This window comes from Trichocoleus desertorum ATA4-8-CV12 (assembly GCA_019358975.1).
In the GTDB taxonomy this organism is placed as follows: domain Bacteria; phylum Cyanobacteriota; class Cyanobacteriia; order FACHB-46; family FACHB-46; genus Trichocoleus; species Trichocoleus desertorum_A.
Genome location: JAHHIL010000012.1, coordinates 22,037 through 48,315, shown reverse-complemented (window position 1 = coordinate 48,315; position 26,279 = coordinate 22,037). Strand labels below are relative to the sequence as shown.

At 50.1% G+C, this 26,279-nt stretch carries 29 protein-coding genes; 11 read left to right on the top strand and 18 right to left on the bottom strand.

Annotated features, from left to right (window positions below; all coding sequences use genetic code 11):
• Positions 1–94: 94 nt before the first annotated feature.
• Genes KME12_11705 through KME12_11680 form a run of 6 tightly spaced genes read right to left on the bottom strand, consistent with a single transcriptional unit; the run spans position 95 to position 5,586 of the window.
• Entirely contained in the window at positions 95–739 is a 645-nt protein-coding gene (locus KME12_11705; protein ID MBW4488444.1) for a class I SAM-dependent methyltransferase, read from the bottom strand.
• Positions 740–786: 47 nt separating this feature from the next.
• Positions 787–1,476, bottom strand: coding sequence for a tetratricopeptide repeat protein (locus KME12_11700; GenBank protein MBW4488443.1), 690 nt, complete (start codon positions 1,474–1,476; stop codon positions 787–789).
• Positions 1,477–1,532: 56 nt separating this feature from the next.
• Complete coding sequence (locus KME12_11695; protein MBW4488442.1) at positions 1,533–3,575, bottom strand: Eco57I restriction-modification methylase domain-containing protein; 2,043 nt, start codon at positions 3,573–3,575, stop codon at positions 1,533–1,535.
• Positions 3,475–4,305 carry an SRPBCC family protein gene (locus tag KME12_11690; GenBank protein ID MBW4488441.1) on the bottom strand — a complete coding sequence of 277 codons (831 nt, stop codon included), beginning with the start codon at positions 4,303–4,305 and terminating at the stop codon, positions 3,475–3,477. The genes KME12_11695 and KME12_11690 overlap by 101 nt, the downstream gene beginning before the upstream one ends.
• An 11-nt stretch (positions 4,306–4,316) precedes the next feature.
• On the bottom strand, positions 4,317–5,129 hold the full coding sequence (locus tag KME12_11685) for a PD-(D/E)XK nuclease family protein (GenBank protein MBW4488440.1): 813 nt from the start codon (positions 5,127–5,129) through the stop codon (positions 4,317–4,319).
• A gap of 43 nt (positions 5,130–5,172) precedes the next feature.
• Positions 5,173–5,586, bottom strand: coding sequence for an EVE domain-containing protein (locus KME12_11680; GenBank protein MBW4488439.1), 414 nt, complete (start codon positions 5,584–5,586; stop codon positions 5,173–5,175).
• Between the two features lie 140 nt (positions 5,587–5,726).
• On the opposite strand from KME12_11680, the gene KME12_11675 reads away from it, so the two are divergent.
• Positions 5,727–6,479, top strand: a complete 753-nt coding sequence (locus tag KME12_11675) for an SIMPL domain-containing protein (protein ID MBW4488438.1) — start codon at positions 5,727–5,729, stop codon at positions 6,477–6,479.
• Between the two features lie 85 nt (positions 6,480–6,564).
• On the opposite strand, the gene KME12_11670 is transcribed toward KME12_11675, so the two are convergent.
• Positions 6,565–6,933, bottom strand: a complete 369-nt coding sequence (locus KME12_11670; GenBank protein MBW4488437.1) for a single-stranded DNA-binding protein — start codon at positions 6,931–6,933, stop codon at positions 6,565–6,567.
• 476 nt (positions 6,934–7,409) lie between these two features.
• On the opposite strand from KME12_11670, the gene KME12_11665 reads away from it, so the two are divergent.
• Positions 7,410–8,417, top strand: coding sequence for a rod shape-determining protein (locus KME12_11665; GenBank protein ID MBW4488436.1), 1,008 nt, complete (start codon positions 7,410–7,412; stop codon positions 8,415–8,417).
• Here KME12_11665 and KME12_11660 read toward each other — a convergent pair.
• Positions 8,379–8,567 carry a hypothetical protein gene (locus KME12_11660; GenBank protein MBW4488435.1) on the bottom strand — a complete coding sequence of 63 codons (189 nt, stop codon included), beginning with the start codon at positions 8,565–8,567 and terminating at the stop codon, positions 8,379–8,381. The two genes, KME12_11665 and KME12_11660, sit on opposite strands and share 39 nt — an antisense overlap.
• Before the next feature lie 170 nt (positions 8,568–8,737).
• On the opposite strand from KME12_11660, the gene mreC reads away from it, so the two are divergent.
• Together mreC and mreD are read left to right on the top strand one after the other, a co-directional pair.
• Complete coding sequence (gene mreC, locus KME12_11655; protein MBW4488434.1) at positions 8,738–9,523, top strand: rod shape-determining protein MreC; 786 nt, start codon at positions 8,738–8,740, stop codon at positions 9,521–9,523.
• Positions 9,520–10,104 carry a rod shape-determining protein MreD gene (gene mreD / locus KME12_11650; GenBank protein MBW4488433.1) on the top strand — a complete coding sequence of 195 codons (585 nt, stop codon included), beginning with the start codon at positions 9,520–9,522 and terminating at the stop codon, positions 10,102–10,104. The genes mreC and mreD overlap by 4 nt, the downstream gene beginning before the upstream one ends.
• A gap of 25 nt (positions 10,105–10,129) precedes the next feature.
• On the opposite strand, the gene KME12_11645 is transcribed toward mreD, so the two are convergent.
• The 3 genes from KME12_11645 to KME12_11635 all read right to left on the bottom strand — a co-directional run bounded on the left by KME12_11645 (position 10,130) and on the right by KME12_11635 (position 12,557).
• Positions 10,130–10,939, bottom strand: a complete 810-nt coding sequence (locus KME12_11645) for an HAD family hydrolase (GenBank protein ID MBW4488432.1) — start codon at positions 10,937–10,939, stop codon at positions 10,130–10,132.
• Positions 10,940–11,163: 224 nt separating this feature from the next.
• Positions 11,164–11,319 carry a hypothetical protein gene (locus KME12_11640; GenBank protein MBW4488431.1) on the bottom strand — a complete coding sequence of 52 codons (156 nt, stop codon included), beginning with the start codon at positions 11,317–11,319 and terminating at the stop codon, positions 11,164–11,166.
• 53 nt (positions 11,320–11,372) lie between these two features.
• Positions 11,373–12,557: an alpha/beta hydrolase gene (locus KME12_11635; protein MBW4488430.1), complete on the bottom strand. Its 1,185-nt coding sequence runs from the start codon at positions 12,555–12,557 to the stop codon at positions 11,373–11,375.
• A 377-nt stretch (positions 12,558–12,934) separates the two neighbouring features.
• Between KME12_11635 and KME12_11630 the strand changes: the two genes are divergently transcribed.
• A complete protein-coding gene (locus tag KME12_11630) occupies positions 12,935–13,945 on the top strand; it encodes a hypothetical protein (GenBank protein ID MBW4488429.1) in 1,011 nt (336 codons plus the stop codon).
• Between the two features lie 34 nt (positions 13,946–13,979).
• Here the strand turns inward: KME12_11630 and KME12_11625 are convergent, their stop codons facing one another.
• From KME12_11625 to KME12_11615, 3 genes are all read right to left on the bottom strand, one after another.
• Positions 13,980–14,315 carry an STAS domain-containing protein gene (locus tag KME12_11625; GenBank protein ID MBW4488428.1) on the bottom strand — a complete coding sequence of 112 codons (336 nt, stop codon included), beginning with the start codon at positions 14,313–14,315 and terminating at the stop codon, positions 13,980–13,982.
• A gap of 254 nt (positions 14,316–14,569) precedes the next feature.
• The gene (gene mraY / locus KME12_11620) at positions 14,570–15,673 is read right to left on the bottom strand and encodes a phospho-N-acetylmuramoyl-pentapeptide-transferase (protein MBW4488427.1); all 1,104 of its coding nucleotides are present in this window, start codon (positions 15,671–15,673) and stop codon (positions 14,570–14,572) included.
• Positions 15,674–15,793: 120 nt separating this feature from the next.
• Positions 15,794–16,030: a DUF3134 domain-containing protein gene (locus KME12_11615; protein MBW4488426.1), complete on the bottom strand. Its 237-nt coding sequence runs from the start codon at positions 16,028–16,030 to the stop codon at positions 15,794–15,796.
• Positions 16,031–16,250: 220 nt separating this feature from the next.
• Here KME12_11615 and KME12_11610 point away from each other — a divergent pair, with 220 nt between their 5' ends.
• The 5 genes from KME12_11610 to KME12_11590 all read left to right on the top strand — a co-directional run bounded on the left by KME12_11610 (position 16,251) and on the right by KME12_11590 (position 19,785).
• Positions 16,251–16,841, top strand: coding sequence for a PAP/fibrillin family protein (locus KME12_11610; GenBank protein ID MBW4488425.1), 591 nt, complete (start codon positions 16,251–16,253; stop codon positions 16,839–16,841).
• A gap of 122 nt (positions 16,842–16,963) precedes the next feature.
• Positions 16,964–17,767: a PD-(D/E)XK nuclease family protein gene (locus KME12_11605; protein ID MBW4488424.1), complete on the top strand. Its 804-nt coding sequence runs from the start codon at positions 16,964–16,966 to the stop codon at positions 17,765–17,767.
• Between the two features lie 150 nt (positions 17,768–17,917).
• The gene (locus tag KME12_11600; GenBank protein MBW4488423.1) at positions 17,918–19,168 is read left to right on the top strand and encodes a HAMP domain-containing histidine kinase; all 1,251 of its coding nucleotides are present in this window, start codon (positions 17,918–17,920) and stop codon (positions 19,166–19,168) included.
• 7 nt (positions 19,169–19,175) lie between these two features.
• Entirely contained in the window at positions 19,176–19,595 is a 420-nt protein-coding gene (locus KME12_11595; GenBank protein MBW4488422.1) for a hypothetical protein, read from the top strand.
• A 31-nt stretch (positions 19,596–19,626) separates the two neighbouring features.
• Entirely contained in the window at positions 19,627–19,785 is a 159-nt protein-coding gene (locus tag KME12_11590) for a hypothetical protein (GenBank protein MBW4488421.1), read from the top strand.
• On the opposite strand, the gene KME12_11585 is transcribed toward KME12_11590, so the two are convergent.
• From KME12_11585 to ntrB, 4 genes are all read right to left on the bottom strand, one after another.
• Entirely contained in the window at positions 19,786–20,028 is a 243-nt protein-coding gene (locus KME12_11585; protein ID MBW4488420.1) for a hypothetical protein, read from the bottom strand.
• 15 nt (positions 20,029–20,043) lie between these two features.
• Positions 20,044–20,883, bottom strand: coding sequence for a nitrate ABC transporter ATP-binding protein (locus KME12_11580; GenBank protein MBW4488419.1), 840 nt, complete (start codon positions 20,881–20,883; stop codon positions 20,044–20,046).
• A 39-nt stretch (positions 20,884–20,922) separates the two neighbouring features.
• Entirely contained in the window at positions 20,923–22,347 is a 1,425-nt protein-coding gene (locus KME12_11575) for an ABC transporter substrate-binding protein (protein ID MBW4488418.1), read from the bottom strand.
• A gap of 299 nt (positions 22,348–22,646) precedes the next feature.
• Complete coding sequence (gene ntrB, locus KME12_11570) at positions 22,647–23,498, bottom strand: nitrate ABC transporter permease (GenBank protein ID MBW4488417.1); 852 nt, start codon at positions 23,496–23,498, stop codon at positions 22,647–22,649.
• A gap of 650 nt (positions 23,499–24,148) precedes the next feature.
• Here ntrB and bchD point away from each other — a divergent pair.
• Positions 24,149–26,212: a magnesium chelatase ATPase subunit D gene (bchD, locus tag KME12_11565; GenBank protein MBW4488416.1), complete on the top strand. Its 2,064-nt coding sequence runs from the start codon at positions 24,149–24,151 to the stop codon at positions 26,210–26,212.
• Positions 26,213–26,279 lie beyond the last annotated feature (67 nt).

Here is a 26,279-nt window from a genome sequence, read left to right as displayed (position 1 = left end):
AGAGTGACCTAACCCCCGGCCCCTTCCCTACAGGGAAGGGGAGCCAAATTCAAAGGTTTCGGAGAGGGGTTTGGGGAGAGGTCTCAATTTCGCCTTAAACCCGCTGAACAATCACGGCATAAAAGGGATCGCCCCCTGCCACGCCAAGCATTTGCAAGAAGCTGGGTACTTGTGCCCGCCGCGCAACTACTTCAGGGGCAGAAAATCCAGGTACAGATTCGAAATAGCGTTTGACCAGTTCTACGCGATATTCCTCCGAGCTATCTCGCCAAGCCTGGATTGCCTTTTGGTAGAACATGCGGTTAGAAAAGCTAACGATTGCGATGCCTCCGGGCTTTAGAACGCGATGAATTTCGCTGAAGATAGCTTCGGGATACTGCAAATACTGCACAGAAACCGTATTCAGCACTGCATCAAACGATTGATCAGGTAAGGGCAGTTTCGGCTCCTGGTTTAGGTCTTGGGTAAAGGAGTGGTGCAGGCGCGGATTACGGGCTAACTCTTCGGCGTTGAGTCCATGCCCTTCAACATGAGCAAACTCCACTTCATCAGGCAGATGGGAAACCCAACTACTCATCAAGTCCAAAATCCGGGTCTGAGGCTTTAGACGTTCGCGATACAAATCGGTGAGCTGCTGAATGAATCCCTCATCGACGTGAGTGACAAAGCGGGGCAGACCATAAAAGACTGTATCTTCGGTGGGGTCTAGCTTGGTGCGATCGCTGGGCTGGAGGGGCATGATGTTGGCGGGAATAGGCTCTACTTCCAAAATTTTAATGAACAAATTTAACGTGAGACTGTTGCTGCCAAAATTTGTTCTACTTGCTGGATTTGCTCAGCACTAAACCCTGCTGTTTTTAGCTCTGGGAGAAAAGCGCGATCGCTATAACTGCCGTTTAGGGCTAAGGCTTGTTCGTAAGCTTGAATCGCTGCCTCGCGATCGCCCCCACCCCAGTGAATGATTGCCAGCGCCACCCAAGGATGCGGATTATTCGGTTCCAAAGCCGCAGCCCGACGTGCAGCTAAGCTAGCCCAACCATACTCTCGCAAACGGTGAGCAGCTAAGCTGAGGTTGTAGTAAGGAATTTCGTTATTGGGTTCTAGCCAAGCAGCCCAACTGTGAGTGATGACAGCAGAACTCAGATCTCCCTGGACCAGATAGACGATGCCTAAAGCATTGAGCGCTGGTACTGAATTGGGATCGCGGTAAAGCCCCTGAAACAGTGATTCCATTGCCGCTAATTCTTGGCCTGCCAGATGTTGAGTCCAACCTAAGGTAATGCGTCCAGACAAATTGTTGGGTTCCAGCTCCACAGCTTGCTGAAATGCAGCGATCGCCTCTGCATAACGGGCTTGGGCTCGATAAGTCAGACCTAATTGACGATACTCACTCGCAGATGGGGCAGCTACCACTGATGCTGCCAACCACAAACTACTACTAATTACCAACCCAGAAATTAGCCTATTTCGCACCATTGCCAGCCCCAACAATTAGCCTAGTTTTGATGATTATGCTGCTAGCTTTTTAGCAACTATACAGCTTGATTGATGAGCCGTTGTTCATCAGCAGTGAGTCCGTAAAGGTCGTAAACGAATTGGTCAATTTTTCCTTCAAGGACACAAATTTTTTGCTGTAGATTTCGGCGTTCCTCCCCAGCCTCGGCTATTAGTAACTGTTGCTGGAGAGATAACAAACGCTCCACTAGGGCCACTAAATGCTGCTGCGGCTGAGGACATAACGAGTCGAAAGCGGAACAAATGGGCAGCGATCGCAATTGTGGCGGCCCAATTCGTAAATAGCCCCCTTTGAGGCAGTCTCCTCCATATAAGTTGCGGTAGTAAAAGGTGATTAACTTACTATTTAAAAGCGCCAAGAGGTAATACAAATTCAGAGACGTGAAAATAATCACAGTCGATTTTCCTGCCAAGAAAGCTCCTGCAACATCCACGGCACATTCTAAAACTTGGGTCATGCCAGCCACAATAATTTTGGGTTGGCGAGCTTGCTGTTGTCGCTTGGGTGGTAAGTGAGAATGCTGGTTTGCTGGAATAATCGGATAGCGATAGGCGTGGCCCAAATAGCGTAGACACTTGTGCCCCCACAGATCACAATAACGGTCAATGGTGCCACTATTGATCAGCTTCAGGTCAGTGGTTTGGGGGCAAGCCTCATCTGCAATCAATGGTTGCATGGCATAGGCTTCTCCCACGGTTGCTGCCCCTAAAACTTCAGCCACCGCAGACAAGGGCGGAAACTGGGACTGCAAGCGATCGCACAACTCTGCCTGCTGCAAGCTAGCACCCAATCGCCACGGTTTCTCTGCCTGCCAGAAATAACGCTGGTAATCTAGCCATTGACAAGTTGCGGGAGCGATCGCACTGTTGCTAGCTACCTCCATGCGTTCGTACTGCACCTGTGAGGTTAAGTCTGGCGGTTGTTTTCGAGCCGCGTAAACGATGGGATAAACCGCAACTCGAAAGATTGGCACCTTGGAGTAATCGCGGATTGTCAAAAGTTGATTCTGGACGGCTAAAAGCTGACGAGCTTGAGCGGCATAACTGGCCGACCCTAGCTTATTCGGAACAATCAAGCTGGTTAAACCGTGGGACTTGCATAGGGCGATCGCTTGTTCAATAAACACGCAAAACAAGTCCCAATTGCCTGAAGCGACTTGATAGTGTTGTGTACAGTAGTGCCGCCAATCAGGAAGGTGCTCGGTCATCCACTCCGAATCCACATAGGGCGGATTGCCAATCACCACATCAAACCCTCCCCCCTGCATCACCTCTGGGAACTCTACTTGCCAGTTAAAAGCCTGATTAGAGCTGCCCAGGGACGAAGGGGAGCGATCGCCCAGTGCCTCACCAATAATGGCGTTGCCACACTTAAGGTTGTTCTCCAAATCAAATTGGTAGCGCTGGGTTTTGCCCCCCCAACCCGCTTTTCTGGTATGCCCGCTAGGGCTATATGCTGGGGGGAGCCGATCTAAAGCATGTGCACAGGGAGGATAGTCTACAAACCTTAGAACTCCTGTTTCCCCCAGCGTTGGGGGGCTAGGGGGGCCAGCTATTCTCAATAGGCACCGCCGAGCCTGCTCAACTGCCTGAGCATCGATATCCACGCCATAAATGTGCTCGCACAGAATCCGCCACCGTTCCGCGATCGCTAACTCCCAAATCCCATCGTTCGCTTGTTGCAGCGGCAATTCTGTGATTAGTTTGTTTCCGCTTTCGTAAGCGTTGATGTAGCGATCGCGATACCAAGCCAATAAGTAGGCATAGGCTCGGAGCAAGAAAATGCCTTCGCCACAAGCAGGGTCAAGAATGCGGAGATTGCCCAATAACTGTTGAGGCGTTTTATCTACTAGCAGCCGCCCGACTGTGTTTTCCACCATGTAATCCACAACTGCCGTAGGTGTGTAACAAACCCCAATGGGCAGTTGTAGTGTCCTTGCGTCATCTGTGGCAGAAGGATCAGAAGGAACGGGTGGGGGAGGTTTGCGGTTGAGCATGGTGGGCTGTTGCCTGCAAGGTTCGCCGACCGATTTCTTGGCTAATCGCAGTGAGAGATTCATTCAAGCCACTGCGAAACAGGTTGTAGAACAGCCCTTTGGGGGTGCCTGCACCGGGTTCTGCCGTAATATCTTGCGTCAGCAGCACTTGAGTTGCAGAAGCCCCTGGATAAGCCGCTACGGAATTAATTTGCCAATATCCTTGCAGCGTTTTCACATCGCCTTCCAGCAGTCGAAAATCAATCCGTTTTTTCGCAGTTTCAATGTTTTCGGTGCGCAAACGCGATCGCCTGCTAACCAGCAACACCTGACGCACATCCACCTGCTCCACCACTTTGCGATTACCCTGCGCCTCAATTACACGGCTCGAAACGACATTAGGGAGAAATTTGGACAGATTGGCATAGTCGGTCAACACTGACCAAACCACATCCGGAGGAGCTTTAACCAAAACTTTAGCCACATAGCGGCCTTGATCTCCTGTGACCACTACCTTGCCGCTGCGTAACGCCACTCGCTCTGCTACCGGAAGGCGATCTAGAGGACCGTTAAACAGTTCGGCTCTAGCTACTAAGGGAGAAGTGACAGCCAACAATACAGCGGTTGTGAGTCCTCCAAGCCGTAGCAGAGTTTTAGTTGGTAAGGTGACTACTCCAGAGCGGGCGATCGCAGAAACGCAATTTGCCAAGATACCGGGCGCAGAAATATCAGACATAAAGTCAGGAGATAGGTCAGAAGCTATTGGCAATTGTCTCTGACCATAACCTGTCGCCCGATTGAATGCCACTGGCACCCTAGAAGTCTTCAGCTTGCCGAATCTAACGCTAAGCTCAGCGCTAACTGAAGTTCTGGACGGGGTTTGGCATCAGCGGGTAAGGGTTCTGGCTCCGCTTGTACCCCTGGGCAATAGCGAGCATAGGTGCAGCGATCGCAATGCCCGCCAGTCGTAGGTTCCCAAGCGGCATCCGTTCGCAAGCGTAGCGCTAAATCACTAATGGCAGACTCAACTCGCTGCTTATGGTCTGGTGTGACTTCAAAGCTAATTTTCTCACCTGTACGAAGATAAATTAAACTCAAGCGCCGTAGTGTTTGTGGGTAGGTTTGCTCTAAGGCCAAGTAATACAGCCCAATTTGCAGATTAAGTTCTGCTGGGTCTAGCAGTTTAGTGTCTTTGTTGGATTTATAGTCGATCAGCTCCAAGCCATCGGATAAATAATCCAGGCGATCGTAACGCCCTGAAACAGTAAATTCTAAATTTTCAACTTGAAGCGATCCCTGAATTTTGCCTTCGACTGCTAGCGGGCGTGCGATCGCAGTTTGGCTAGCAATAAAGCGCTCGTGATAGCGCTGCAACATTGCTTGCCCTTGTGTCACCTGGTTAGGGCTGAGTCCTTGAGTGTGCTGGCTCCAGCAGTATTCCACCCAATCAAGCCCTGGAATCGGTTCTTGATAGTGCCAATCGCGGTAGATCTGCGCTAAAGCTTCGTGCAACGCCGTACCCAGAGACGCAGACCCAAAGAAAGCAGCGGTTTTAATCCCACGTTCATAACGGAAATAGTAGGACTGGGCACAGCGATGGTAGGTTTGCAGCTTGGCGGCAGAGAGGTGGTAAGCCATGAATGACCCAGGAGGAAGTGAGGACAGAGCGCTACAGACGATTTTAGGAGGACTCCCCCGCTAGTTGCAGAATTCGTTGCCAATGTTCAGGTGAGACTGGCACCACTGAAAGCCGACTAATCCGCAACAAATCAAACCCTTCAAAACTACTGTCTTGCTTAATCTGAGCCAGAGTCACGGGTTGCGGCAGCGATCGCACAGCTTGCACATCGACCACAGCTCGTTTCGGGTCAGCTAAAGCAGGGTCGGCATAAGGCTCGCTCACGACTTCAGCGATCCCGGTAGCTCGGCGCTCGTCCCCTGTGTGATAGATCAGCGCCAAATCTCCTGGCTGCATGGTGCGGATGTGCTTCAGCGCTAGATTATTGTTCACCCCATCCCAAATTGTTTGCCCGTCTCGCTCCAAGTCTGCATAGCTATAAACGTCCGGTTCACTCTTCAACAACCAATAAGCCATCGCGATCGCGCTCCTCACCAGCCAAGTCTGTAAGTTTCTAAAAATGTAACCAATCAGACTTTGTACCACTGGAGATGACAGATTAGAACCATCAACGCCATTTAGTCGCCATGCTTGCGATTGTGAGGAGGAGCCATCCCATGTACCCAGCCCACCTGTCCCACCGTCCATCCCGCTCTTGGCAGCGCTGGACCGCTTTACCGCTCGCCTTAGGGCTGCTGAGCCTCACCTTTGCCAACCCTGTTCTAGCTCAAGAACGAGCCCAAGAGAGAATGCTGAGAACCCTCACTGTGACTGGCCGTGGCATAGAAATGATCCCCACCACTCTGACTCAAGTTGAACTGGGAGTGGAGGTGCAAGGCAAAACCGCAGAAGCAGTGCAGCAAGAAGCTGCCAAGCGTTCTTCGGCAGTTGTAGAGTTGCTCAAGGCGCGCAATGTGGAGAAACTGCAAACCACAGGCATTACCCTGAACCCCAACTATAGTTACGAAAACAACACGCAACGTTTAGTGGGCTACATCGCGACCAACACCGTCAGCTTCCGTGTCGATACGCAACGAGCAGGCACCATCATTGATGATGCAGTGAAAGCAGGAGCGACGCGAGTCAATGGCGTGAGTTTTGTAGCTCCAGACCCCGCGATCGCCGCCGCCCAGAAACAAGCGCTACGAGAAGCCACCCAAGATGCCCAACAGCAAGCCAACGCTGTTTTAGAGGCACTCAACTTCACCGCTCAAGAAATTGTGAGTATTCAAGTTAATGGAGCCAGTGCCCCACCGCCTCGCCCCGTTATGGCCTTCTCTAAATTGCAACGCGCCGAAATGGCTGATACGCCTGTAGAGGGTGGCGAACAACAAGTCGATGCCAGCGTCACCCTAGAAATCCGGTATTAACCAACCATATATCCATATAAAAAGGGCAGGCTCAAGACCTGCCCCTACCATCACAATTACAAGGTATCGAAATTAGGCGTTCCCGTTAAAATTCATCGTCGCCGCCGTAATTGTTCATGGAACCAGCGTCATTGTCCCGCTTGGAGCCTAGCAGTTCTAAGCGATCGACTCGAATCACAGGCTTGGTACGAGTTGCTCCTGTGTTGCGATCCTGCCAAGACTCAAACTTGAGTGCCCCACTAACGCCAATTAAGCTGCCTTTACGTACATAGTCAGCCGCTACTTGAGCCGTTTTGCCCCATAGCTCCAAATTAAACCAGTCTGGCTGGTCGCTGTTGCGCGTGCGGCGATCGACAGCCAACGTCAAGTTGCACACCACGCTACCCGACTCGAAAAATTTCACATCGGGGTCTCCCCCGACTCGACCGACTAAAGTAACAACATTAAGACTCATAGGATTATCAGTACAGAGTTTTAGTACAAGTGTACCTATAGTATATCGAAAGTTTTCCTGCTATGGCTGCAATTTAATGGGTTGTCAGTAGTGAGCTACTGCTCCCCTCAAAATCGCTAAAACATGCCACTAAAAAACCTGTGACCCTGAGTAGTTATAAGGTTCAATTTATCACTAATTTAAGGATGCAAATATTGTTAAGTTCTGTCGCGATTAGTCGTTAAGATAAAAGTTATCAAGACCAAACAAATTCGAAATTTATCCTGATTCCAGCTTGCCATCGTAGGAATGTGACTAAAGATTCGTCAAGGTTATCGTAATTAGCTGGATTTACAGTTAACCTGAAGCTAACTAGACTCAGGATAAAAAACGTAATAAAATCCACCTCGGCTACATTGTATTCAGGCGCGGCAGCATTTCGTTTAGGGGCGTAGAAACTAGTGGGTCTTTTCAGTCGTTTTTCCTTATCTCGGGACATGGGTATCGACCTCGGTACCGCCAACACACTAGTTTATGTATCGGGTAAAGGGATTGTTCTCCAAGAACCTTCCGTAGTTGCGATCGATCAAGATGATCGAGTGCCTTTAGCGGTCGGAGAAGATGCCAAAAAAATGCTAGGACGGACCCCTGGGAATGTAGTGGCACTGCGTCCCCTCAGGGATGGCGTAATTGCTGACTTCGACACCGCAGAGTTGATGTTGAAGCATTTTATTCGGCGGGTGCATGAAGGTCGCACGCTGGTTTCCCCCCGGATTGTCATTGGTATTCCCAGTGGTGTTACGGGTGTAGAGCGTCGGGCGGTCATGGAAGCAGCTTCGCAAGCGGGTGCCCGTGAAGTCTATTTGATTGATGAGCCAGTTGCCGCCGCGATCGGTGCGGGTCTGCCTGTCGCAGAACCAACAGGCAACATGATTATCGACATTGGTGGTGGTACTACCGAAGTTGCTGTATTGAGTTTGCAAGGGACTGTACTGAGTGAGTCGGTACGGGTCGCGGGTGATGAGTTGAGCGAGTCAATCACCCAGTACATGAAGAAAGTGCACAACTTGGTGATTGGGGAACGTACAGCCGAAGAAATTAAAATTCGCATCGGTTCTGCTTACCCCACCAATGAAGTGGATGAAGCCATGATGGAAGTCCGGGGTTTGCATTTACTGTCTGGGTTACCTCGTACCGTCACCATTAAGGGACCAGAAATTCGTGAGAGCATGTCCGAGCCTCTCTTGGTGATTGTTGAGGCTGTTAAGCGCACCTTAGAACGCACTCCCCCAGAACTGGCGGCGGACATTATTGATCGCGGCATTATGTTGGCTGGTGGAGGTGCATTGTTAAAAGGGATTGACACCCTGATTAGCCACGAAACTGGAATTGTGGTTCACGTTGCTGCCGATCCCCTGAGCTGTGTTGTATTAGGCACAGGTCGGGTTCTGGAGAACTTTAAGCAGCTAGAGCGGGTGTTTAGTGGCCGCTCCCGGCATATGTAACTGCATCCGCTGGTTTCGTGCAGTGCTAACAAGTTTCTTGTGCAGGGGGTGGCGATCGCCCACTCCCTTGGTTTGCAGAGCAGTAACAGACTGCTTGGTTTCTACTTGAGTGCTGCTGCATTCTGTTGCCGAACGCTCTAGGCGACTCATGCTGCCCTACTGAGTGAATTTATGCAGAATCTACCTGCTCTTAGCTGAGCGATCGCTTCTTGTAAGCCTTCCTTTGACCTAGCGCTAACCCGCTTTAAACAAAGGGGACAATTTCTAGCAACCTTAAAGATTCTTAAACCGTAAGCTCAAATCAAGATATTTTAGATTGCATGTATACACTGCGTCGCTGGTGGGATCGATATGGCATAAAAATGTTGCTAGTGGGTGTTACCCTGGGCACTGCCTGGATGGTTCGGGAGACCCAAGGAGCAGCGATTCTAGAAGTGTATCAAGGTATGACTCGTCCCTTCCAAGGTGCCCCTAACGCAGAAGAGCAGATTGCGAATGCACGAGTCCTAGAGCTACAGCAGCGCTTGGTCGAGCTAGAAAGCCAAAACCAAAAACTTCAAGACTTACTGAGTTACGCCTCCACGAGACCGCGAAAAGGAATTGCCGCTCCAGTGATTGGGCGCAGTGCTGACCACTGGTGGCAGCAGGTGACTCTAGGACGGGGTAGCAAAGACGGGTTGCAAGTGGGATATGTGGTAGCAGGGCCAGGAGGCTTGGTGGGTCGAGTTACGAGTGTCACCCCCCGTACGAGCCGTGTCCTCTTGATCAGCGATCCCACGAGCCGCGTAGGAGTTGTAGTGAGCCGTAGCCGTTATACCGGATACATGCGTGGGCAAGCGGCTAACCGAGCCGTTCTAGAGTTCTTCGATAAAGTTCCTGATGTGCGACGTGGCGATGTGATTTCTACTTCTACGTTTAGCCAGCTCTTCCCATCAGGCATGCCTGTGGGTCGGGTTGAGTCAGTCAACCTAAACAAAAGCCCTGCCCCAGAGGCTGTGATTGAGTTGTCTGCTCCCATTAGTTATTTGGAGTGGGTAATTGTTTACCCTCATCAATCAGCAATTCCTGATTCCACGTCTGCTACTCCCAAGTCGGATGCCCCATGAGGAATGATCCTTTCAAAAATCTGCTAAAAAGCTCTGCTTATAGCCGTTCGCTGCTAAATTGGTCTGTTACGATTGTCTCTGTAATTTTGTGTCTATTGGCTCTGCCTTTACGCTTTCCGGGCCTAGAGTTAGCAGGCATCGGCCCAAACTGGTTATTGATTTGGGTCGTTGCTTGGAGCGTCAAACGCACAGTGTTCCAAGGTGCGATCGCCGGATTAGTTCTAGGACTTCTGCAAGATGGAATGACAGCCGCTCATCCTACCCATGTCCTAAGTTTGATTTTGGTTGGTGTTTTGACGGCTCGCCTGCAAAAGCAGCGCTACATTGAAGAAGATTTTATTTCGGTGGCGCTGATTGTGTTTGGCATGGCTGTGGTAGCAGAAACCGTCATTGCCATTCAATTTAGTTTGCAAAAGCTAGATGGCGCTTCAGTGCAAGCAGTACGCACGCTAGCAGAAATTTGGACATATCACCAGCGCACAGCCCTAAGCTCGGCAATTTTGAGTAGTTTGTGGGCTCCTGTGGTTTACTTCCCTCTAAATCGCTGGTGGGAGCGAATGGGCCTGTTGGAGCAGCCTTAAGCTTGGATTTTAAGCTATTAAACCTTTATGCCTGAACCAGATGGTAGCAAGTGACGACGTGCTGCACTGCGGAGGCTAGGTCGCCTAGAATACAAGTGGGTTGCAGGCGCTCTACGTAGCGTCGGCTCCGAATTCCGCAAGTCAAGGCGATCGTGGGAATTTCTAGGGCTTGCCCTGCCACAATATCGGCTTCGGTATCTCCAATCATCCAAGCTGTCTGGGCTAGTTCACCGCTCAATCCCTGTTCAGCTACAGCTTTAGCCAACAGTTGGGTTTTGCAGTCAGCATAGTTTTGGTAGGCGGCTTGGTCGTTGTCGGTGCCATAAATGCCGCTAAATAAATCCAGCAAACCATACTCTTGCAAAATTTGAGTTGCTTGGTTCTGGCATCGTAGTGTGACCAAAACTAGCCGAATTCCTTTTGTATGCAGTAGGGTTAAGGCCCAACGCACTCCAGGTTGCAATCGATCCTTCTGTAGCAAGGTTGGCTGATTGACGATTTGACCAACTCGCTGCAAAAACACATCAATTTGCTCTTGCTGGCTTAAACCGGAGCGCATAGCAATTTCTACATCTGGCACCCGGTCTTGCTTCATTTGCCAGAATTGGTCTTTGCTCAGCAACTGAAGTGGTAAGGTAATTCCTTGAGCTTGGTAAGTCGCTTGGGTATCGGCGAGACCTAGCTGATAGGTACTGTAGTACCGCTCTGAAACATCAATGATGGGACCATCGAAGTCACAAAATACGGTTAGCCCTGATGAAGATGGAACTGGAAAACCCGTTTGACTGCGATATAGCTCATAAAGACGCAAGCTGGCGGGTACAACACCTGTCATAAAGGTTACCTGGAAGGCTACAAGCCGATACACTTCTTCACTTTAGTTGATTAAAACATAAGTTGTCATGCCTTTTGGGCTGGTTTTGGTATCAAAAAAATTTATGTCTCGGATAATAAGGCTAAGAAGGGTTGACAAAATTAACATTTATCTATTTTTATTGATACGCGTAAATATTTTGTATACGTAAATACAAAATGCCCAAGAACTTGGCCTGCCATCCATTAGGAGCGATCGCTTCTAACCGCCCAGACTAGCCCAAACCATGAGTATCGACCTTGATCCCATTTATACTGGCTCGATCGCTCGTCTACATCTGTCGCGAAAAAGAAGCTTCTCAACAAAACTTCCTCGGCAGTTGGGCCAAGGAAGTAGTTCATAAGAATAGGAGTCAAGCGAGTTAACTCATAGGTCAGGAGTTCACTCTACTCGATTAATGCACAGGCGGCACAAAGGGTAGCTCGGGCACCTGTTCTAGGTTGGTCATGTTCTTCAGATTTACTGTGCCCTGGGTCAGAAAACGGAAGGTTTCTTGATACAGACTTTGCCAGAAGCGATTGCTCATGCCTTGGCTTACCTCAGTTGGGTCCACCATTGGGTGAGGCACTAGGTGTTGGGCTGGGTAAAGGTAGGAGTAGTGACCTTGTTGAGCGCCACCAATCTTTTGAAAGAGAGTTTGGTTAGTTTTGATATCAGCGGCATCCTCATTTTCGGTCAGAACTAAGAAGGTGGGGACATTTTGCAGGGTACGGGTCTGTTTAGAGTCAAGAACAAAAGCGCTACCAAAGCGATCGGCAGCGGTTAGTGCTCCGACAGGAAATTGCAAGCTAGGGTCCCAACCCAGTTCTTTGATGTCGAGGGGGCCTGCCAGATTTACATATTGCCGATGCTCTTCCCCATAAACTTTCAGCAGAGGTGCATAAGCGACAACTCGATCAATGCGATCGCTTCGAGTGGCGGCAAGGCTTAGGGCTACAGCGCCACCCACTGATAAGCCAACTGTATAGATTGGGCCAGGTAGAGCCTCTAACTCAGCCAGTCGAGCTTTGGCCTCGCTCAGGTAGTTGAGGTGGGAAGAGATAAAGTAGCGCTCAAAGTCGGGATCATCTGGCTGAGAAATGGCTTGGATAATATCGAGTAATCGAGGCTCGATCGCGATTAATCTTGCGGTTAGAGCGATACGTTGCGTGGCGCTGGGGTTGCGGCGATCGCTGGGATGGGCAGCTAAATTAGCAAAATAGTTTTGAAGAACGGGATCTCTCTGAACTTTCTGGCGTAAAGGCGTGGCAATTTCGGGCTTGAGGTCAACTTGAGGCCAATACTTGTTGGGCAGAGCAAACTCATGGCCTGCTAGGGTGGCTTGATAAACATTAAAGCCATTCTGGAAGAGATATTCTGCTAGTCGCCACATCTGATGGGGCTTAGCACTAAAGCCATGAAACATCAGGACAGTGCCGAGAATAGTCTGCCCCGGTTCATGCAACAGGTAATAGGGGTATGCACCCGAGCGGCGATCCGGGTTGGCATCAATGCTCGCGACGTAAGCAGCGATCGCTCGCTTCGTTTGGTCTAGTTGCTCGGCAGTGGGGGCTGTGTTCGTGTTCAAAGAGAGAGTCATGAAGGTCATCCTAGAGGGTAGAACCAGGCCATAAGTTAAGGCTTAAAAGGCCCAACAATAGACCTTACACCTATACAAATACAAAGGCTTGAGGAGTCAGGATAGCGTTGCTGAATACCACACCAGTAAATTTAGTAATTCCGCATCTAAATTCTTTGCAAAAATCTTTTTCTGTGATTGAGGTTGATTACCAGGGATCTAATTGTGGAGATTGACTGGAGCGATCGCGGCCTCTGTTACAAATTCTTCTACTTGCAAATTCTCCCACCCACTTTTAAAGCCAAGCACTAGAATCGATCTACTGACGTGCTGCTTGCATGTGGCACTGTTTTCATTCAGGCAAGCTTGAATATTGGCTCTGGCTGAGCCCCTTCTTTATGAAACGGTCAATTCACTGCCCATCGTGTCTGACACCCCTGGGTACCCTCAACTATGACAGCATTCCCCAGTTGAGGTGCACCTCCTGCCAACGCAAATATGGTGTTGTTTATGGTAAGCTCTCTCAGCGAAATTCTATGCGAGAGGTATTGCTTTACCTCACTAGTAAGCTGCCGAGATTTTATAAACGGCATTATGAATTTCGCATTATTACGCCTGCTAGGAGCCTGCAAGTCCTGAAGTTTTCAGTTCCGGGGGCAGAAGATGGGATTCCCGTCCGTCGGGGCGATATGGTCTCGCTGCTCTATACCACCCAGGGCTACGTTCTAAAAAAGCTAATTGCGATTACTAACCACACGACGGGTAGTGACTATCTTCTACCTGCTCCCGTACCCAGCCCTGGCTACTTAGTAGCTACTCGCGGGACCGTCTCCACCGTTGTGTTTCTATCTCTGCTGTTCACCGGGGCCAATATCTTTTTGTTATCAACGCTAAGCGCGGCGGGTCTTTTGCTCTACGCCAGACTCGCCCATACAGCCCAGCTCTCTAGTCCTCCTTTACAGATGAACGTGCAGGAAGAATTGCGTCTAATGGCTGACCAAAAGCTGTTAACCCAGAGATACGGCCTAGAGCAACGAGTGGGAGAGCTGAAGCACGAATCTGCTGCCAACCAAGCGCTAATCAGTCAGCTTGAATCTCTGAAGCGCAAAATGTTGCAGTTTGACGACAAGCTCTATGCCAATCGAATTCGTCGCACGACCAGTGCTGTTGGTATTTTGAGCAAGCAAACCACCAACAACCAGCGGCTGGTGAGTGAGTACGCCCGCATGATTAAGATGATCGACATTGAAGTAGAAACTGCTCAAATTGCCGACCAACTACCTGATGCTGAGAACTTTACCAAAACGATTCTGCGGAAGCTGGAAGAACTCAAGCACGTTGAAGAGTACAACCAAAATTTAAGATTTCAGCTAGAAGCCAATGAAGAAGTGAGAAGGATGCAAGCTTGAACTGAAATAAGAGAGTGAATTGTCTGAAACTGGCTCAGCCCAATGTGGCAGCAAAAGCCGCTTGATTCTCAAAGATGGGAAAAACTTTATCGAGCTGGGTTAACTCAAAAATAATTTGGACTGAGGGTGAAATTGAGCACAGGATCAACTCACGCCCTAAGCGTTGAGCCAAGCTAAGGGTTCCTATCAACACCATCAGACCAGAGCTGTCCAGGGACTCTACTTGAGCCATGTCAACGATGACGTGTTGGGCGGGGCTAGACGCAACTTTGTGCTTCAACTGATTCTGTAACTCAGTAGCACTGGCCGCATTGAGCTGACCGGAAACTTCAAATACTTCGAATTGGGGGCGAGAAGGGGCGTATTGCATCATGAAACCCTACAGGTAGGGAGGGAATGGCTTAGATGTTCCCAACCATAAACTCTCCTGCCTGGGGGCGGCTAGCTAAAGCCAGCAGTTTTACTTAATCTTTAGGTTACTAGTCGCAATGGTTTAACTTCTCTTCGTACTTGCTACTAGGCAGAAGGCAAATTTCAACCAGTCCTAAAAAAAATTCGAACCCCCGTAGGAAGCTCGAATCTAAAACTTGATCCAGTTTTGTTAGAGACGCTTAAACAAAAAGCTTAAACAAAAAGCTGTAACAGCAGACACGCTAAGGCTAGCAGTCCTCCTGTCAGGTAGAACCGAGCGACAATCTGGTTTTCTGACCAACCAGATAGTTCTAAATGGTGATGTAGAGGAGCCATTTTGAAGAGACGCTTGCCTACCCCATTGGGGCCTTTGGTGGCTTTGAAATAACTGACTTGTGCAATTACAGACAACGTTTCTACCAGGAACAGACCACCGAGAATCAGGAGCGCCCAGAGGGTGTTGGTAATGAGGGCGATCGCGGCTAAGGCTCCCCCAAGCGCCAAAGAACCCGTGTCTCCCATGAAGACGCGAGCGGGGTTCCGATTGTGCATGAGGAAACCTAGACAGCCGCCACTGAGACAAGCCGCAAACAGCATTAGTTCGGGATGGGTGGGCGCAACCAAAGCGCCTAAACCTAGGAGAGCGATCGCTCCCGTGCCACCTGCTAAGCCATCTAGACCATCCGTCAGGTTGGTGGCATTACTCTCCGACACCAACACAAACCAAGCCAAGGGCCAAAACAGCAGTCCCAGCGGTAGTGCTAGCCCAAAGGGTAAAGCCACCGTAGTAATACTTTCGCCTTGACTCAGCATCAGCCACAGACAGAAGAGCCCGCCAAACATGACCTGTAGGGCAAGCTTCATCCGAGGTGAAATGCCTTTGTTGGATTTGCGGCGTAAAACTTGCCAGTCGTCTAGCCAGCCGATGAAGCCGTAGCTGAGCGTTAGGGCTGAGACTGCTACTACATTCGAGTTAAACCCAGACCAAAGTACCGCGATCGCCACGGCTGCTGGCACAAAGAAAATGCCCCCCATCGTTGGGGTGCCTGCTTTCTTTAAGTGAGCTTGAGGCCCGTCTTCTCGAATAAATTGGCCAGTTTTTAGCGCCCGGAGTAAGGGTACGGTCCAGTAACCCAATGCGGCAGTCGCTAAACCACTAATCCACAACGGCAAAGTTAAGGAAAGTCCTTGCCAGAGAGAGCGGCTGGCGAATCCATCTAGCGTGGAGGCGGCAAAGCTCAGCCCTGTCCACAGCGCTAGTAGCAGTATTGTCCCCGTTAGCTTGAGGGAGCGGTCAGAAAATAGTTTTGCGTCCACTGGATTGTCATCTCACTTCACACCACACATGCCAAAGATTTCGAGCTGATCTTTGGAGATTCAGGACAAAATTTTACCCATTTGGGCGATTGTCATACTTAGAGCGATACTGAACTTTATCTATTCATCTAGATCGAGTAGATCGTCATCATCGTCATCTGCGTCATAGGTGTTGTCGTCAACGGCCATGAGTTCGGCAATTTCTTCCTCATTATCGGAGTAGTCAAAATCTTGACTATCGCGTGCCAACAGACGACCATTTGCCTCCAGCCAGTCTAAAATTGAAGACTCTTGCTGGATTGGAATGATGGGAGCGCGCTCATTACGAGATTGCTGCCGCAAAGAAGGGTTGTACATGCTAAGGTTCGGCCTAGAGGATCTACTTTTTTATTCTGACGAACGGAGATGCCCAGAGTCTACCACCGAGTGGGGAATTTCGTGAAGACATCTCTAGCGGATATTTGAGTTTAAGTCAAGAAAGCCCTCAAAAGATTTGTAAAGTTGCGCTAACACTTATCAAACTGCTGTAACACGATCAAGACCAGAGCATCTAACCATCTAGTGGAGGTCAGCTCCGATGTTAGGCAAGGCAGAGTTATTAGAGGCGATCGCAGGCAAGAATCGAGGTTTGCTAGCAACAGAGCGCGATCAACTGGCCATCTTAGCAGCGATCGCTCAATTAGAAGACCGCAATCCTACCCCACGACCGACCGAAGCCAGTGATCTTTTAGACGGCAACTGGCGCTTGCTCTACACCACCAGTCGAGGTCTGCTAAATATTGATCAATTTCCTTTGGTGAAGTTGGGACAGATTTACCAGTTCATTCGGGCTGCCGAATCCAAGATTTATAACTTGGCTGAAGTGCATGGCTTGCCCTACCTAGAGGGGTTGGTCAGTGTTGCTGCCCGCTTTCAAGCTGTCTCGCAGCGACGAGTTGAGGTGAAGTTTGAGCGCTCTGTGTTGGGTTTACAACGGCTGATCGGCTATCAGTGGCCGTCTCAATTTGTGCAGCGACTGGAGAGCGGAGAAAAATTTCTTGCGATCGACTTTAGTATTGCAGGCCGAGACCAGCAGGGCTGGCTAGATATTACCTATCTAGATGCCGACTTACGCATCGGACGGGGCAATGAAGGCAGTGTTTTTGTCCTGACTAAAGTCCGAGAGTGACCATCATGCAGAGCCAGCAGACCCATTGGGATACTACCTTTGATGGTGCCAGTAACGTTGCAAGTGACATTGTGGGTAACGTTGCCAGTAATGTTGCGATCGCTGACAGCCCAGAGCCTAAGTTGCGGCTGTCTCAAGGGCAATTGAATCTGCTAGAAACTTGTCCCCGGAAGTTTCAACATATTTATCTAGAGCAGCTTGGCTCACCTTCTACTCCAGAACAGCAAGCGCATCAAGCATGGGGGAGCCGTTTCCACTTACTGATGCAGCAACAAGAACTTGGGCTACCCATCGATGCCTTGATGGCAGAAGATGCTCAAATGCAGCGCTGCGTGAGTACCCTACTAGCCGCAGTTCCAGAAATTGTCGGGCCTGCTGCAACTTCTTCAGGCTCTACTTGGCGACAAAGTGAGCACCGCCGGACTTGCAGTGTGCAAGGCTATCCAATCACGGTGATTTACGACTTGGTCATGCTAGAGGAGCAAGCCCGGATTCTAGACTGGAAAACCTACCCCCGCCCGCCCCAGCGAAGTTGGCTAGCGCACAATTGGCAAACTCGTCTATATCCCTTTGTGCTGGCAGAAACTAGTCCCTATTTACCAGAACAGATTTCTTTGACTTACTGGTTCGTGCAAGCCCAGGATGACCCCACTAAGGCTCCGCTACCCCAAAGCCTTACCTTCCCCTACAGTTCCGCCTGGCACGAGCAAACTCGGCAAGAGTTAACGCAACTGCTACAGCAACTCACTGGCTGGCTCGAACGATATCAACAGGGCGAACCGTTTCCGCAAGTGAATGTAGCCCTAGAGCACTGTGACGATTGTCAGTTTTCGGGTCGTTGTCAGCGGCACTCCAGTGATTCAGAAGTCGCTCCGGTGGCAGATTGGTTAGCAGACCTCGATCGCATTGATGAGGTGATGCTCTGAAGCGACAAACTCTATTAACAGTGTCTGGGCCATGTAGCAATGCCGTATTCTTATCTCGGTTTCTACCCCTAGCGGAAGAGATAGGTAATCGTTAGACTGATTTCATACCAGAGGGAGAAGATTTTTCTACCACTCCTTCCGGCTCGTACCATGAAAGATTTTGGGCAAGTCCTAGTTGAGAAGACTGAGGGCATTGTTGAGCAGTGGGTGGACGCAGTGCGCCAAGATCGGCAAATTGAAAGTGCAGATGACCTTTCTGCGACTGCAATTCGCAACCATATTCCCCATGTCTTGGCCGCGATGGCGACTGTGCTCTGTGAGTCTCAGGACAGCAATGTGTCGGAATTAGTCGCTGCCAGCCTCAATCATGGTGTTTTGCGAGCGGAGCAGGGATTTGACTCGAGAGAAATTGCGCGGGAATATCGCTTATTACGCTCAGAAATTTTTACTGCCCTACAACCTGATCTACTACAGGCACAGCCCGCCGTCATCATTCGATCGTTTCGGCTGATTGATGTGGTGGTGGATGAGGCGATCGCTCAATGCTTCAAAAGCTATGTAGAAGAACGGCTTCGAGAATTTGAGCAACTGCAAAGCCAACTCGCACTCACCAATCAAGAGCTAACTCGCTTAGTTCGCACCAGCCAGGAAAATCTTTCTTTATTAGCTCACGAACTCAAAACGCCGCTGAATTCCATCATTGGCTACTCAGAACTCTTTTTGCGCCAGCAGCAGCAACTGGAAGCAAAAGATAATGTTCCGAGTATTGAGAATATTGAGCGGGTGCTACGACATGGCCGCGACTTATTGCGCTTGATCAATAATGTTTTAGAGCTATCGCGTTACGAAGCAGGCAACATGCAGCTTCATCTCACGACAGTTGATGTGCGCTTGGTGATCAATAGCGTGATGGAAATGCTAGAACCCCTAGCTCTGGCTAAAGGACTGACTCTAGACATTGATTACGACGCGGCTCCTGTAACGATCACAACCGATCCTCTCCGGTTGCAGCAGGTGATTACTAACTTGGTGAGCAATGCAATTCGCTATACCAACATAGGCACAATTCACGTCCAGTGCCATCGCTTGCCCGATCAACATTGGTCGATCGCGATCGCCGATACAGGTCTTGGCATTAGCCCGGAAGACCAAGCGCGAGTCTTTGATCCTTACTTTCGGGTCAATGAGCATTCCCCTTCCGCGTTGCCTGAAAGCACTGGCCTAGGCTTAGCGATCGTGGCGCGGCTGGTGCAGTTATTGCAGGGACAAATTCAACTGGTGTCGGAGTTGCATGTAGGCTCTACCTTTACAGTAGTGTTTCCTCAGCATGTTGCGGACTCCAGTCAAACTGTTAGTGTTCCCAGCTTGGCGGTAGAAGCGTTTAACCATCATAGGCAGTAGAATTCCTTTGCAAGGTGAGATCAAGCTGGCTTCTCAAGTTGGCGTTGGCTCTACCTTCACGGTGACGTTGCCCTTAGAGGGTGAAGTACCCGACGCTGATTGCAAGCAATACAGCACGGGCTTCCTGTTTCAACAGCCACTGCCTCCACCTTGCAAGCAAAGTATTGGTCTGACGCAGCTTCTGGAGGTTTTGGTCATGTCTGCATTCGCAGCACATCCCACTGACTCCCGTGATAGTTGCCTACCACCCAGGCAGCAACCCGCCTTCCGCAGGTTGATAACTTTTGCTTTTGCTTCTCTTGGATTTACGCCATGGCGACCAGCTGGAGAAAACAGCTTCCCTGAACTACCGATCTGCCTGCGGCAAGAGTCGAACCTCTACTTTGAAGTTTGCCTGTCTGTTCGATGCGGTCAGGTGGGTTATTAAACCATCTAAATTATACTTTGAAACCCTTACCATGAATAGACTTCAAGCCTTTTATTTGCTCGACAGGTTGGCGATTCGTCGCTCACCTACTCCACCCGCCTGTGGCATCGTTCGGGGTGAGACTCCTCACCGCCGGACTCCCTATCCCGACGCTGACTTTTCAAGTACAGCGCGGGGCTTCCGTCGCTAGCTAAACCTGCTGAAGTGATGCTACACCAGGAATTGTCTCTCCACGAGTAGATGGCTGCACGATCCAGGCAGAGGTGAGATCTTCGAGGACTTTATGATGATGGGTTAGCGTTAGTTCATCGGTTATTAGTACTTGCAGGGTAGGCAGATAAGCCCCTTGCTCTGAGATTTGATGACCGTAGCCCACTAGTTTGCCCAACCGTCCAGTTGTTTGATGTTGTACGGAATCGCCAATCGTAAACATAATTAAACTCCTGCTCTAGTCTTGAGTGAAGTAGTGATCGAGGAAGTTCAACACGTAATTCCGGAGTTCAAAATACTCCCGTGAGTTACGCATTGCTGCGCGATCGCGGGGATGAGGGAAAGGAACCTCTAGAATCTCACCAATCTTGGCCGCAGGGCCATTGGTCATCATGACGATGCGATCGGACATATAAAGCGCCTCATCGACATCGTGAGTAATCATCATTACGGCTTGGCGCTGGTTTTCCCAAATATCCAGCACTTGCCGTTGCAATTTGCCGCGCGTCAAGGCATCCAGCGCCCCAAACGGTTCATCCATCAGCAGCATCTTAGGCCGAATGGCTAAGGCCCGCGCAATCCCAACTCGTTGCTTCATGCCACCCGAAATTTCGTCTGGATATTTGTCGGCGGCAGCAGTGAGATTCACCATCGCCAAATGTTCATTAACAATTTGCTGTTTCTCGCGGGCAGGAACGCGCTTTAGCACCTCATCTACTGCTAAGCGAATGTTTTCCCGTACCGTCAGCCACGGCAACAATGAGTAGTGCTGGAATACCATCATCCGCTCGGCTCCTGGCTTGCGGATCTCTCTGCCCTCTAGCCTAACAGAGCCAGCACTGGCCGTTTCTAAACCCGCAAGAATCTTCAACAAGGTTGACTTCCCGCAACCAGAGTGACCAATAACAGAGATGAATTCGTTTTCACTAATGGTCAAGTTGATGCCATCTAAAACGACAGACTCACCCCCACCCGCTGTGGAATAGGTTTTGACCAGGTTCTCAATTACGACAAACTCACCTGTATAGGTTGAAGTCCGACTATCAGACTCAGCGAACTGGCTAGTTGATTTGACCATGATTAACTCCGAAGCGGCTGTAACGGTAGGACAAAAAGTTTAAGAGAGAAAAAATCGTTGCGGTGCGTTAGCACGAATGGCAAAACTGTTGAGGTAGCCTACGGGATCGCTGGGATCAAATCCCTTCTGGTCAATAAATACTTCTGGTAACTCGACTTTGAAATCCTCTTGCGGAGAGGCGATACCCATTTCGGCAGCGATCGCACGGTACAAATCAGCTTGCCAAGCTCTACGCGCAAGTTCTTCGGCGTTCTTGGGAAATTCCTTAATTTGTCCCCAACGAGCCGCCTGTGTCATCAGCCAAATACTGTGCGATCGCCACAAAAAGGTAGAGTGCTCACCTGGTTGCTTAGGGATGTTATCAGGGAGATCGAAAAACATGGTTGTGTCGAGCGAGCGATCAATCCGCTCTTTGCCATCAAAGCCACCGTAGTTATATTCCCCAGCGATCGCAGGACGGGTGAATTTGGGCTTGGCTCCCGTAAACGATCGCTCGGAAATGAGCTGGGCGACTTCGGCCCGATTCTCCGGTTTGCTGCAATACTGGCAAGCCTCAATCATGGCTTTGACTAAAGATCTGTAGGTTTTGGGATTTTCGTTGATGAACGATTCCATCACGCCCAACAAGCGATCGGGGTGCCCCAGCCAAATCTCTTTCCCTTGGGCAAAAGTAAACCCAACGCCTTCCTTCCCTTTACCCAGCGGGCTGATAGCGCGGCTGTTCCAGGGTTCGGCCACCATGTAGGCTTGCATGGCTCCAATCCGGACGTTACTAACCATCTGCGGCGGTGGAATGATGATGACGCGAAATTCCTTTAGCGGGTCTATTCCTGCTGCTGCGGCCAGGTAGCGGACAAAGTATTCATAAATGGCAGAACTGAGCACCACTGCCCAAACTCGCTGCTCGGAGGATTGATTCTCAAAATAGTTTCTGAAGTCACGGCCAAAAGCTTCTAGATCACCGTTGTAGTCTCGCCAAGGCCGAATGCCTGCATCCCACATTTTGCGATTCATGGTCATGGCGTTTCCGTGGCGATGAATCGTCATTGCGGCACAAAGCGGTGCATGTCTCGCTCCCTCGGCTCCAATCCGGGCGTTGGTCACGGCACCTGACACGACTGGCGCTGCATCGGTACGGCCAAAGATGATGCCATCACGAGAAGTTGCCCAGCTCGCTTCTCGATTGAGCCGCACGTTGAGGCCGTATTTATGGAAAAAGCCTTTTTTCCAGGCGATCGCAAAAGGAGCGCAGTCATTCACAGGCACATAACCCACCGTGAGATCCGGTTTCTCCAAGTCTCCCGGTTGGACTACCTGCTTGATTGCCAAAGCTTCTTCGGTTAAACCTTTAGCACTGCGATCGCCACTAATGCCACAGGAGGCAAGAGTCGTGCCTACCGCAGCAGATCCCATCCCCTTAAGAAAATCTCGTCGGGTCCATTGATGCTCAAATGTATCGCTCATAGTTGGAAAAATTTTTAGCGATTAGGTCAGAGGCTATTTGACGACTGCTTTTCATTACTCAAATCGCCCCCTAGCCCCCCAATTCTGGGCAGGGCTGTTTCATGTTACAAGAGGAAAAATTGAAATGTGGTTCAACTCCCTGCACTGCCCCCTAAATCCCCCAATTCTGGGGGACTTTGAGTGTTGTTCCCCCCAAATTTGGGGGGCTGGGGGGGCCTAGTTCGGAACGCTTTCGTTGTATGAAACAGCCCTGCCAATTCTGGGGGAAATGGTTAAGTGCTTGGGGAATTGGCGAGAGCCTAGAAATTAGTTCGCTGAGCTGTGCGATGTGTGACCAGTTGTTCCACTTTGCTAACGGCGTAGTCGAGCAGCAATCCTGTGACACCAATGACTACAATCGCCAGGAATACCGAGTTCAAGTTCAAACGGTTCCACTCATCCCAGACAAAAAAGCCAATCCCAAGGCCACCCGTGAGCATTTCTACAGCCACAATTACCAACCAAGCGATACCCAAACTGATCCGTAGGCCAGTAAAAATATAGGGTAAACTCGCGGGCCAAATAATTTTAGTAATGCGCCGCCAACGAGACATTTCTAGGACTCTTGCCACATCAATATAGTCTTGAGATACGCTAGAAACACCTAGCGCGGTGTTAATAATTGTTGGCCATAAAGAAGTAATGAAAATTACGAAAATAGCGGAAGGATCAGCCAAGTTAAAGATAGCTAAGGCGATCGGCAACCAAGCAAGCGGTGAGACAGGTTTAAAGATTTGAATGACTGGATTAAGCGCCATCATGGCTGGCTTCGACATGCCCACCAAAAAACCAATTGGAATCGCTACGATCGCCGCCAAGAAAAACCCTAAAATCACTCGACGTAGGCTAGCCAGCAGCAGCCAACCAATGCCTAAGTCACCTGGGCCGCGCCGATAAAATGGATGCAGAATATAATCCAAATTAGCGACTAAAGCTTCTGGCGGGGTCGGCATTAAGTCAGGATTAAAGATGGCTACCAACCACCACAGCAAGATAATGCTCAAAAACCCAAGCGCGGGGAGTAGAACTGTATCTCGAATTAAAAGTGGTTTAGCTCGTCGCCAAGCCACCTGTCCTGCAACCGCAATTGCAGCAAGATTGAGTTGAAGCATTGATTTATCTCAGAGTCGAGGTAGGTACCAGTAAGTCGTCGCTATACCAACCAAGGACACTGAAAAGATCAGAATAAAAAATGCTGATCTTCAGTCTCCTCCCAATGCCGACGGAGTTAGCTGACGGGCTAGGACTGAGAGATGTCCCTCCTGGCTGCTTTTAGAAACAAAGCTCGCTCAGAATAAGCCCCAAAATGTGGTTCCTCCGCTTCAGTTCTTACCTCAAAAGCATTTGGCTTTAAGGAGTGCGATCGCACTTGCTAAAAACTGAATTAGGCTAACTTACTAGATTGAATTCTCAGCAGTCTAGCACTAGTTTATTGCGATCGGCAATCATTCTGGAGATAGAAGCAAAAAAATGTTACTGAGTTAACAAAATCAAAGAATCTGAGAGATAGATTAAACAGTTGCAAGAGTTTTATTTAACTGAATATTTGGATCGGCTTTTCTCAAATCAAAAATGATTATTTTTTGAAAAAGATGATTCTTTAATTTTATTTTCATGATTTTTTCATACGTTTTAACGGTAGTAACTTTGGGTAGTCTATAAAGTTTTTTGCTCTTTGAATTAGGATCAGCCGCGATCGCGTGAGTTTCTGGCTCCGGTTCCTTGTTATGCTGAAATATTGGACTCGCTATTGATCGAAACCATGCCTGCGCTGACTAACCCGTCGATTACTGCTTTTCCTCTCGCCGCTGTTGTGGGTCAAGAAGCCATTAAGATGGCCCTGCTACTAGCTGCTGTCGATCCTGGTTTGGGTGGGGTAGTGATTGCGGGTCGGCGAGGGACTGCCAAGTCAGTCATGGCACGGGCAATTCACGCCCTATTGCCCCCGATTGAAATTGTCAAAGGCTCCGCTTGCAATTGCGACCCCAACAATCCCCGCGAGTGGGATGACCAGCTACTGGCCGAGGCTGCTAGTGGTCAGATGCCTGTAATTGGCGGTCAACCCCTCCCCTTCACCGAAGTTATTCCCTCGCCCTTCATCCAAATTCCGTTGGGAGCTACGGAAGACCGCTTGCTCGGTTCGGTTGATGTCAGTCAGTCCATCAAGCGCGGAGAAAGCGTTTTTCAACCCGGATTACTGGCTGAAGCCCACCGAGGCGTGATGTATGTCGATGAAATTAACCTCCTCGACGACCAGATTGCCAATCTCTTGCTCGGCACCCTGACAGAAGGCCGCAACCAAGTAGAGCGAGAAGGCATTAGTTTCCAGCATCCTTGCAAGCCGTTGTTGATTGCCACCTACAACCCAGAAGAAGGTTCGCTACGAGAGCACTTGCTCGACCGCATTGCGATCGCACTTTCTGCCGATGCGGTTTTGGGTATTGATGAACGGGTGCAAGCGGTAGACCAAGCCACTCAATACGCCAACTCCCCTCAAGCTTTCTTAGATCAGTACGATGAAGATTTGGATGGCCTCAAAACTCAAATCGTCTTAGCTCGCGAGTGGCTGAAAGATGTGCAGATTCAGTCAGAGCAAGTTGCCTATCTGGTTAATGAAGCGCTACGGGGCGGCGTACAAGGTCACCGAGCAGAACTATTTGCGGTGCGAGTCGCCAAAGCTCATGCAGCGTTAGAAGGTCGAGCCAGTGTCAACGCCGAGGATCTGCGCCGTGCCGTAGAACTGGTAATTGTGCCCCGATCTACAGTCGTTCAAACCCCACCCGAAGAACCACCAGCGCCCCCACCGCCTCCGCCCCAGCAAAATCAAGACGAACCTCAAGACGAATCTGAGCAAGACCAAGACGAGCAAGAAGAAGAAAAAGACGAGCAAGACGACCCAGAGCAAGAGCAAGAACCGCCCAACGTGCCGGAGGAGTTCATCTTTGACCCCGAAGGCGTGATTCTCGACCCGTCTGTGCTGTACTTTGCCCAGATGGCTGCTAATCGGCAGGGTAAGTCGGGTGCTCGCACAATTATCTTCTCGGAAGATCGGGGCCGCTATATCAAGCCGATGTTGCCTAGAGGTAAAGTCCGCCGGATTGCCGTAGATGCTACCCTCAGAGCTGCTGCCCCTTATCAAAAAGCCCGCCGTCAACGTCAACCCGACCGTCGGGTGATTGTGGAACAATCGGACATTCGGGCCAAGCGGTTGGCGCGCAAAGCCGGAGCCTTAGTTGTGTTCGTAGTCGATGCTTCGGGCTCCATGGCGCTGAACCGGATGCAGTCGGCTAAAGGTGCTGTCTTGCAATTGCTGACCGAAGCCTACCAAAACCGTGACCAAATCGCCTTGATTCCCTTCCGAGGCGAACAAGCGGAAGTCCTCCTGCCGCCCACACGCTCGATCGCCGCTGCTAGAAAACGGCTCGATCGCATGCCTTGTGGGGGTGGTTCTCCCTTGGCACATGGTTTAACCCAAGCAGTGAGGGTAGGCATGAACGCCCAGCAGTCCGGCGACATAGGACAAGTGGTGATTGTGGCGATTACCGATGGTCGCGGCAATGTATCGCTGGCGCGATCGCTGGGTGAACCGATCCAAGAAGGCGAAAAGCCCGACATTAAAGGAGAACTGCTAGAGATCGCTGGGAAGATTCGCGGCCTGCGAATTCAACTGCTGGTGATCGACACCGAAAGCAAGTTCATCTCGACAGGGTTTGCTAAAGAGCTAGCCAAGCATGCGGGTGGTAAATACTACCATCTGCCCAAAGCCACCGATCGCGCCATTGCCTCTATGGCCAGAAATGCGATCGCCGATGTCAGAACCCGCTAAGGAAAAACAAAAATGCCAGATTGATTGAGTTCAATCTGGCAGATGCAGGAGGATCTGATGTAGGAAA

Bases quoted from the DNA above. Each gene is read 5' to 3' on its own strand.
- KME12_11700 (MBW4488443.1), bottom strand. From the start codon at position 1,476: ATGGTGCGAAATAGGCTAATTTCTGGGTTGGTAATTAGTAGTAGTTTG.
- mreD (MBW4488433.1), top strand. From the start codon at position 9,520: ATGAGGAATGATCCTTTCAAAAATCTGCTAAAAAGCTCTGCTTATAGC.
- KME12_11630 (MBW4488429.1), top strand. From the start codon at position 12,935: ATGAAACGGTCAATTCACTGCCCATCGTGTCTGACACCCCTGGGTACC.
- KME12_11670 (MBW4488437.1), bottom strand. From the start codon at position 6,933: ATGAGTCTTAATGTTGTTACTTTAGTCGGTCGAGTCGGGGGAGACCCC.
- KME12_11585 (MBW4488420.1), bottom strand. From the start codon at position 20,028: ATGTTTACGATTGGCGATTCCGTACAACATCAAACAACTGGACGGTTG.
- KME12_11695 (MBW4488442.1), bottom strand. From the start codon at position 3,575: ATGAATCTCTCACTGCGATTAGCCAAGAAATCGGTCGGCGAACCTTGC.
- KME12_11675 (MBW4488438.1), top strand. From the start codon at position 5,727: ATGTACCCAGCCCACCTGTCCCACCGTCCATCCCGCTCTTGGCAGCGC.
- KME12_11590 (MBW4488421.1), top strand. From the start codon at position 19,627: ATGAATAGACTTCAAGCCTTTTATTTGCTCGACAGGTTGGCGATTCGT.
- KME12_11685 (MBW4488440.1), bottom strand. From the start codon at position 5,129: ATGGCTTACCACCTCTCTGCCGCCAAGCTGCAAACCTACCATCGCTGT.
- KME12_11600 (MBW4488423.1), top strand. From the start codon at position 17,918: ATGAAAGATTTTGGGCAAGTCCTAGTTGAGAAGACTGAGGGCATTGTT.
- KME12_11680 (MBW4488439.1), bottom strand. From the start codon at position 5,586: ATGGCTTATTGGTTGTTGAAGAGTGAACCGGACGTTTATAGCTATGCA.
- bchD (MBW4488416.1), top strand. From the start codon at position 24,149: ATGCCTGCGCTGACTAACCCGTCGATTACTGCTTTTCCTCTCGCCGCT.
- ntrB (MBW4488417.1), bottom strand. From the start codon at position 23,498: ATGCTTCAACTCAATCTTGCTGCAATTGCGGTTGCAGGACAGGTGGCT.
- KME12_11610 (MBW4488425.1), top strand. From the start codon at position 16,251: ATGTTAGGCAAGGCAGAGTTATTAGAGGCGATCGCAGGCAAGAATCGA.
- KME12_11705 (MBW4488444.1), bottom strand. From the start codon at position 739: ATGCCCCTCCAGCCCAGCGATCGCACCAAGCTAGACCCCACCGAAGAT.
- KME12_11665 (MBW4488436.1), top strand. From the start codon at position 7,410: ATGGGTATCGACCTCGGTACCGCCAACACACTAGTTTATGTATCGGGT.
- mreC (MBW4488434.1), top strand. From the start codon at position 8,738: ATGTATACACTGCGTCGCTGGTGGGATCGATATGGCATAAAAATGTTG.
- KME12_11645 (MBW4488432.1), bottom strand. From the start codon at position 10,939: ATGACAGGTGTTGTACCCGCCAGCTTGCGTCTTTATGAGCTATATCGC.
- KME12_11575 (MBW4488418.1), bottom strand. From the start codon at position 22,347: ATGAGCGATACATTTGAGCATCAATGGACCCGACGAGATTTTCTTAAG.
- KME12_11615 (MBW4488426.1), bottom strand. From the start codon at position 16,030: ATGTACAACCCTTCTTTGCGGCAGCAATCTCGTAATGAGCGCGCTCCC.
- KME12_11640 (MBW4488431.1), bottom strand. From the start codon at position 11,319: ATGAACTACTTCCTTGGCCCAACTGCCGAGGAAGTTTTGTTGAGAAGC.
- KME12_11635 (MBW4488430.1), bottom strand. From the start codon at position 12,557: ATGACTCTCTCTTTGAACACGAACACAGCCCCCACTGCCGAGCAACTA.
- KME12_11625 (MBW4488428.1), bottom strand. From the start codon at position 14,315: ATGCAATACGCCCCTTCTCGCCCCCAATTCGAAGTATTTGAAGTTTCC.
- KME12_11580 (MBW4488419.1), bottom strand. From the start codon at position 20,883: ATGGTCAAATCAACTAGCCAGTTCGCTGAGTCTGATAGTCGGACTTCA.
- KME12_11660 (MBW4488435.1), bottom strand. From the start codon at position 8,567: ATGAGTCGCCTAGAGCGTTCGGCAACAGAATGCAGCAGCACTCAAGTA.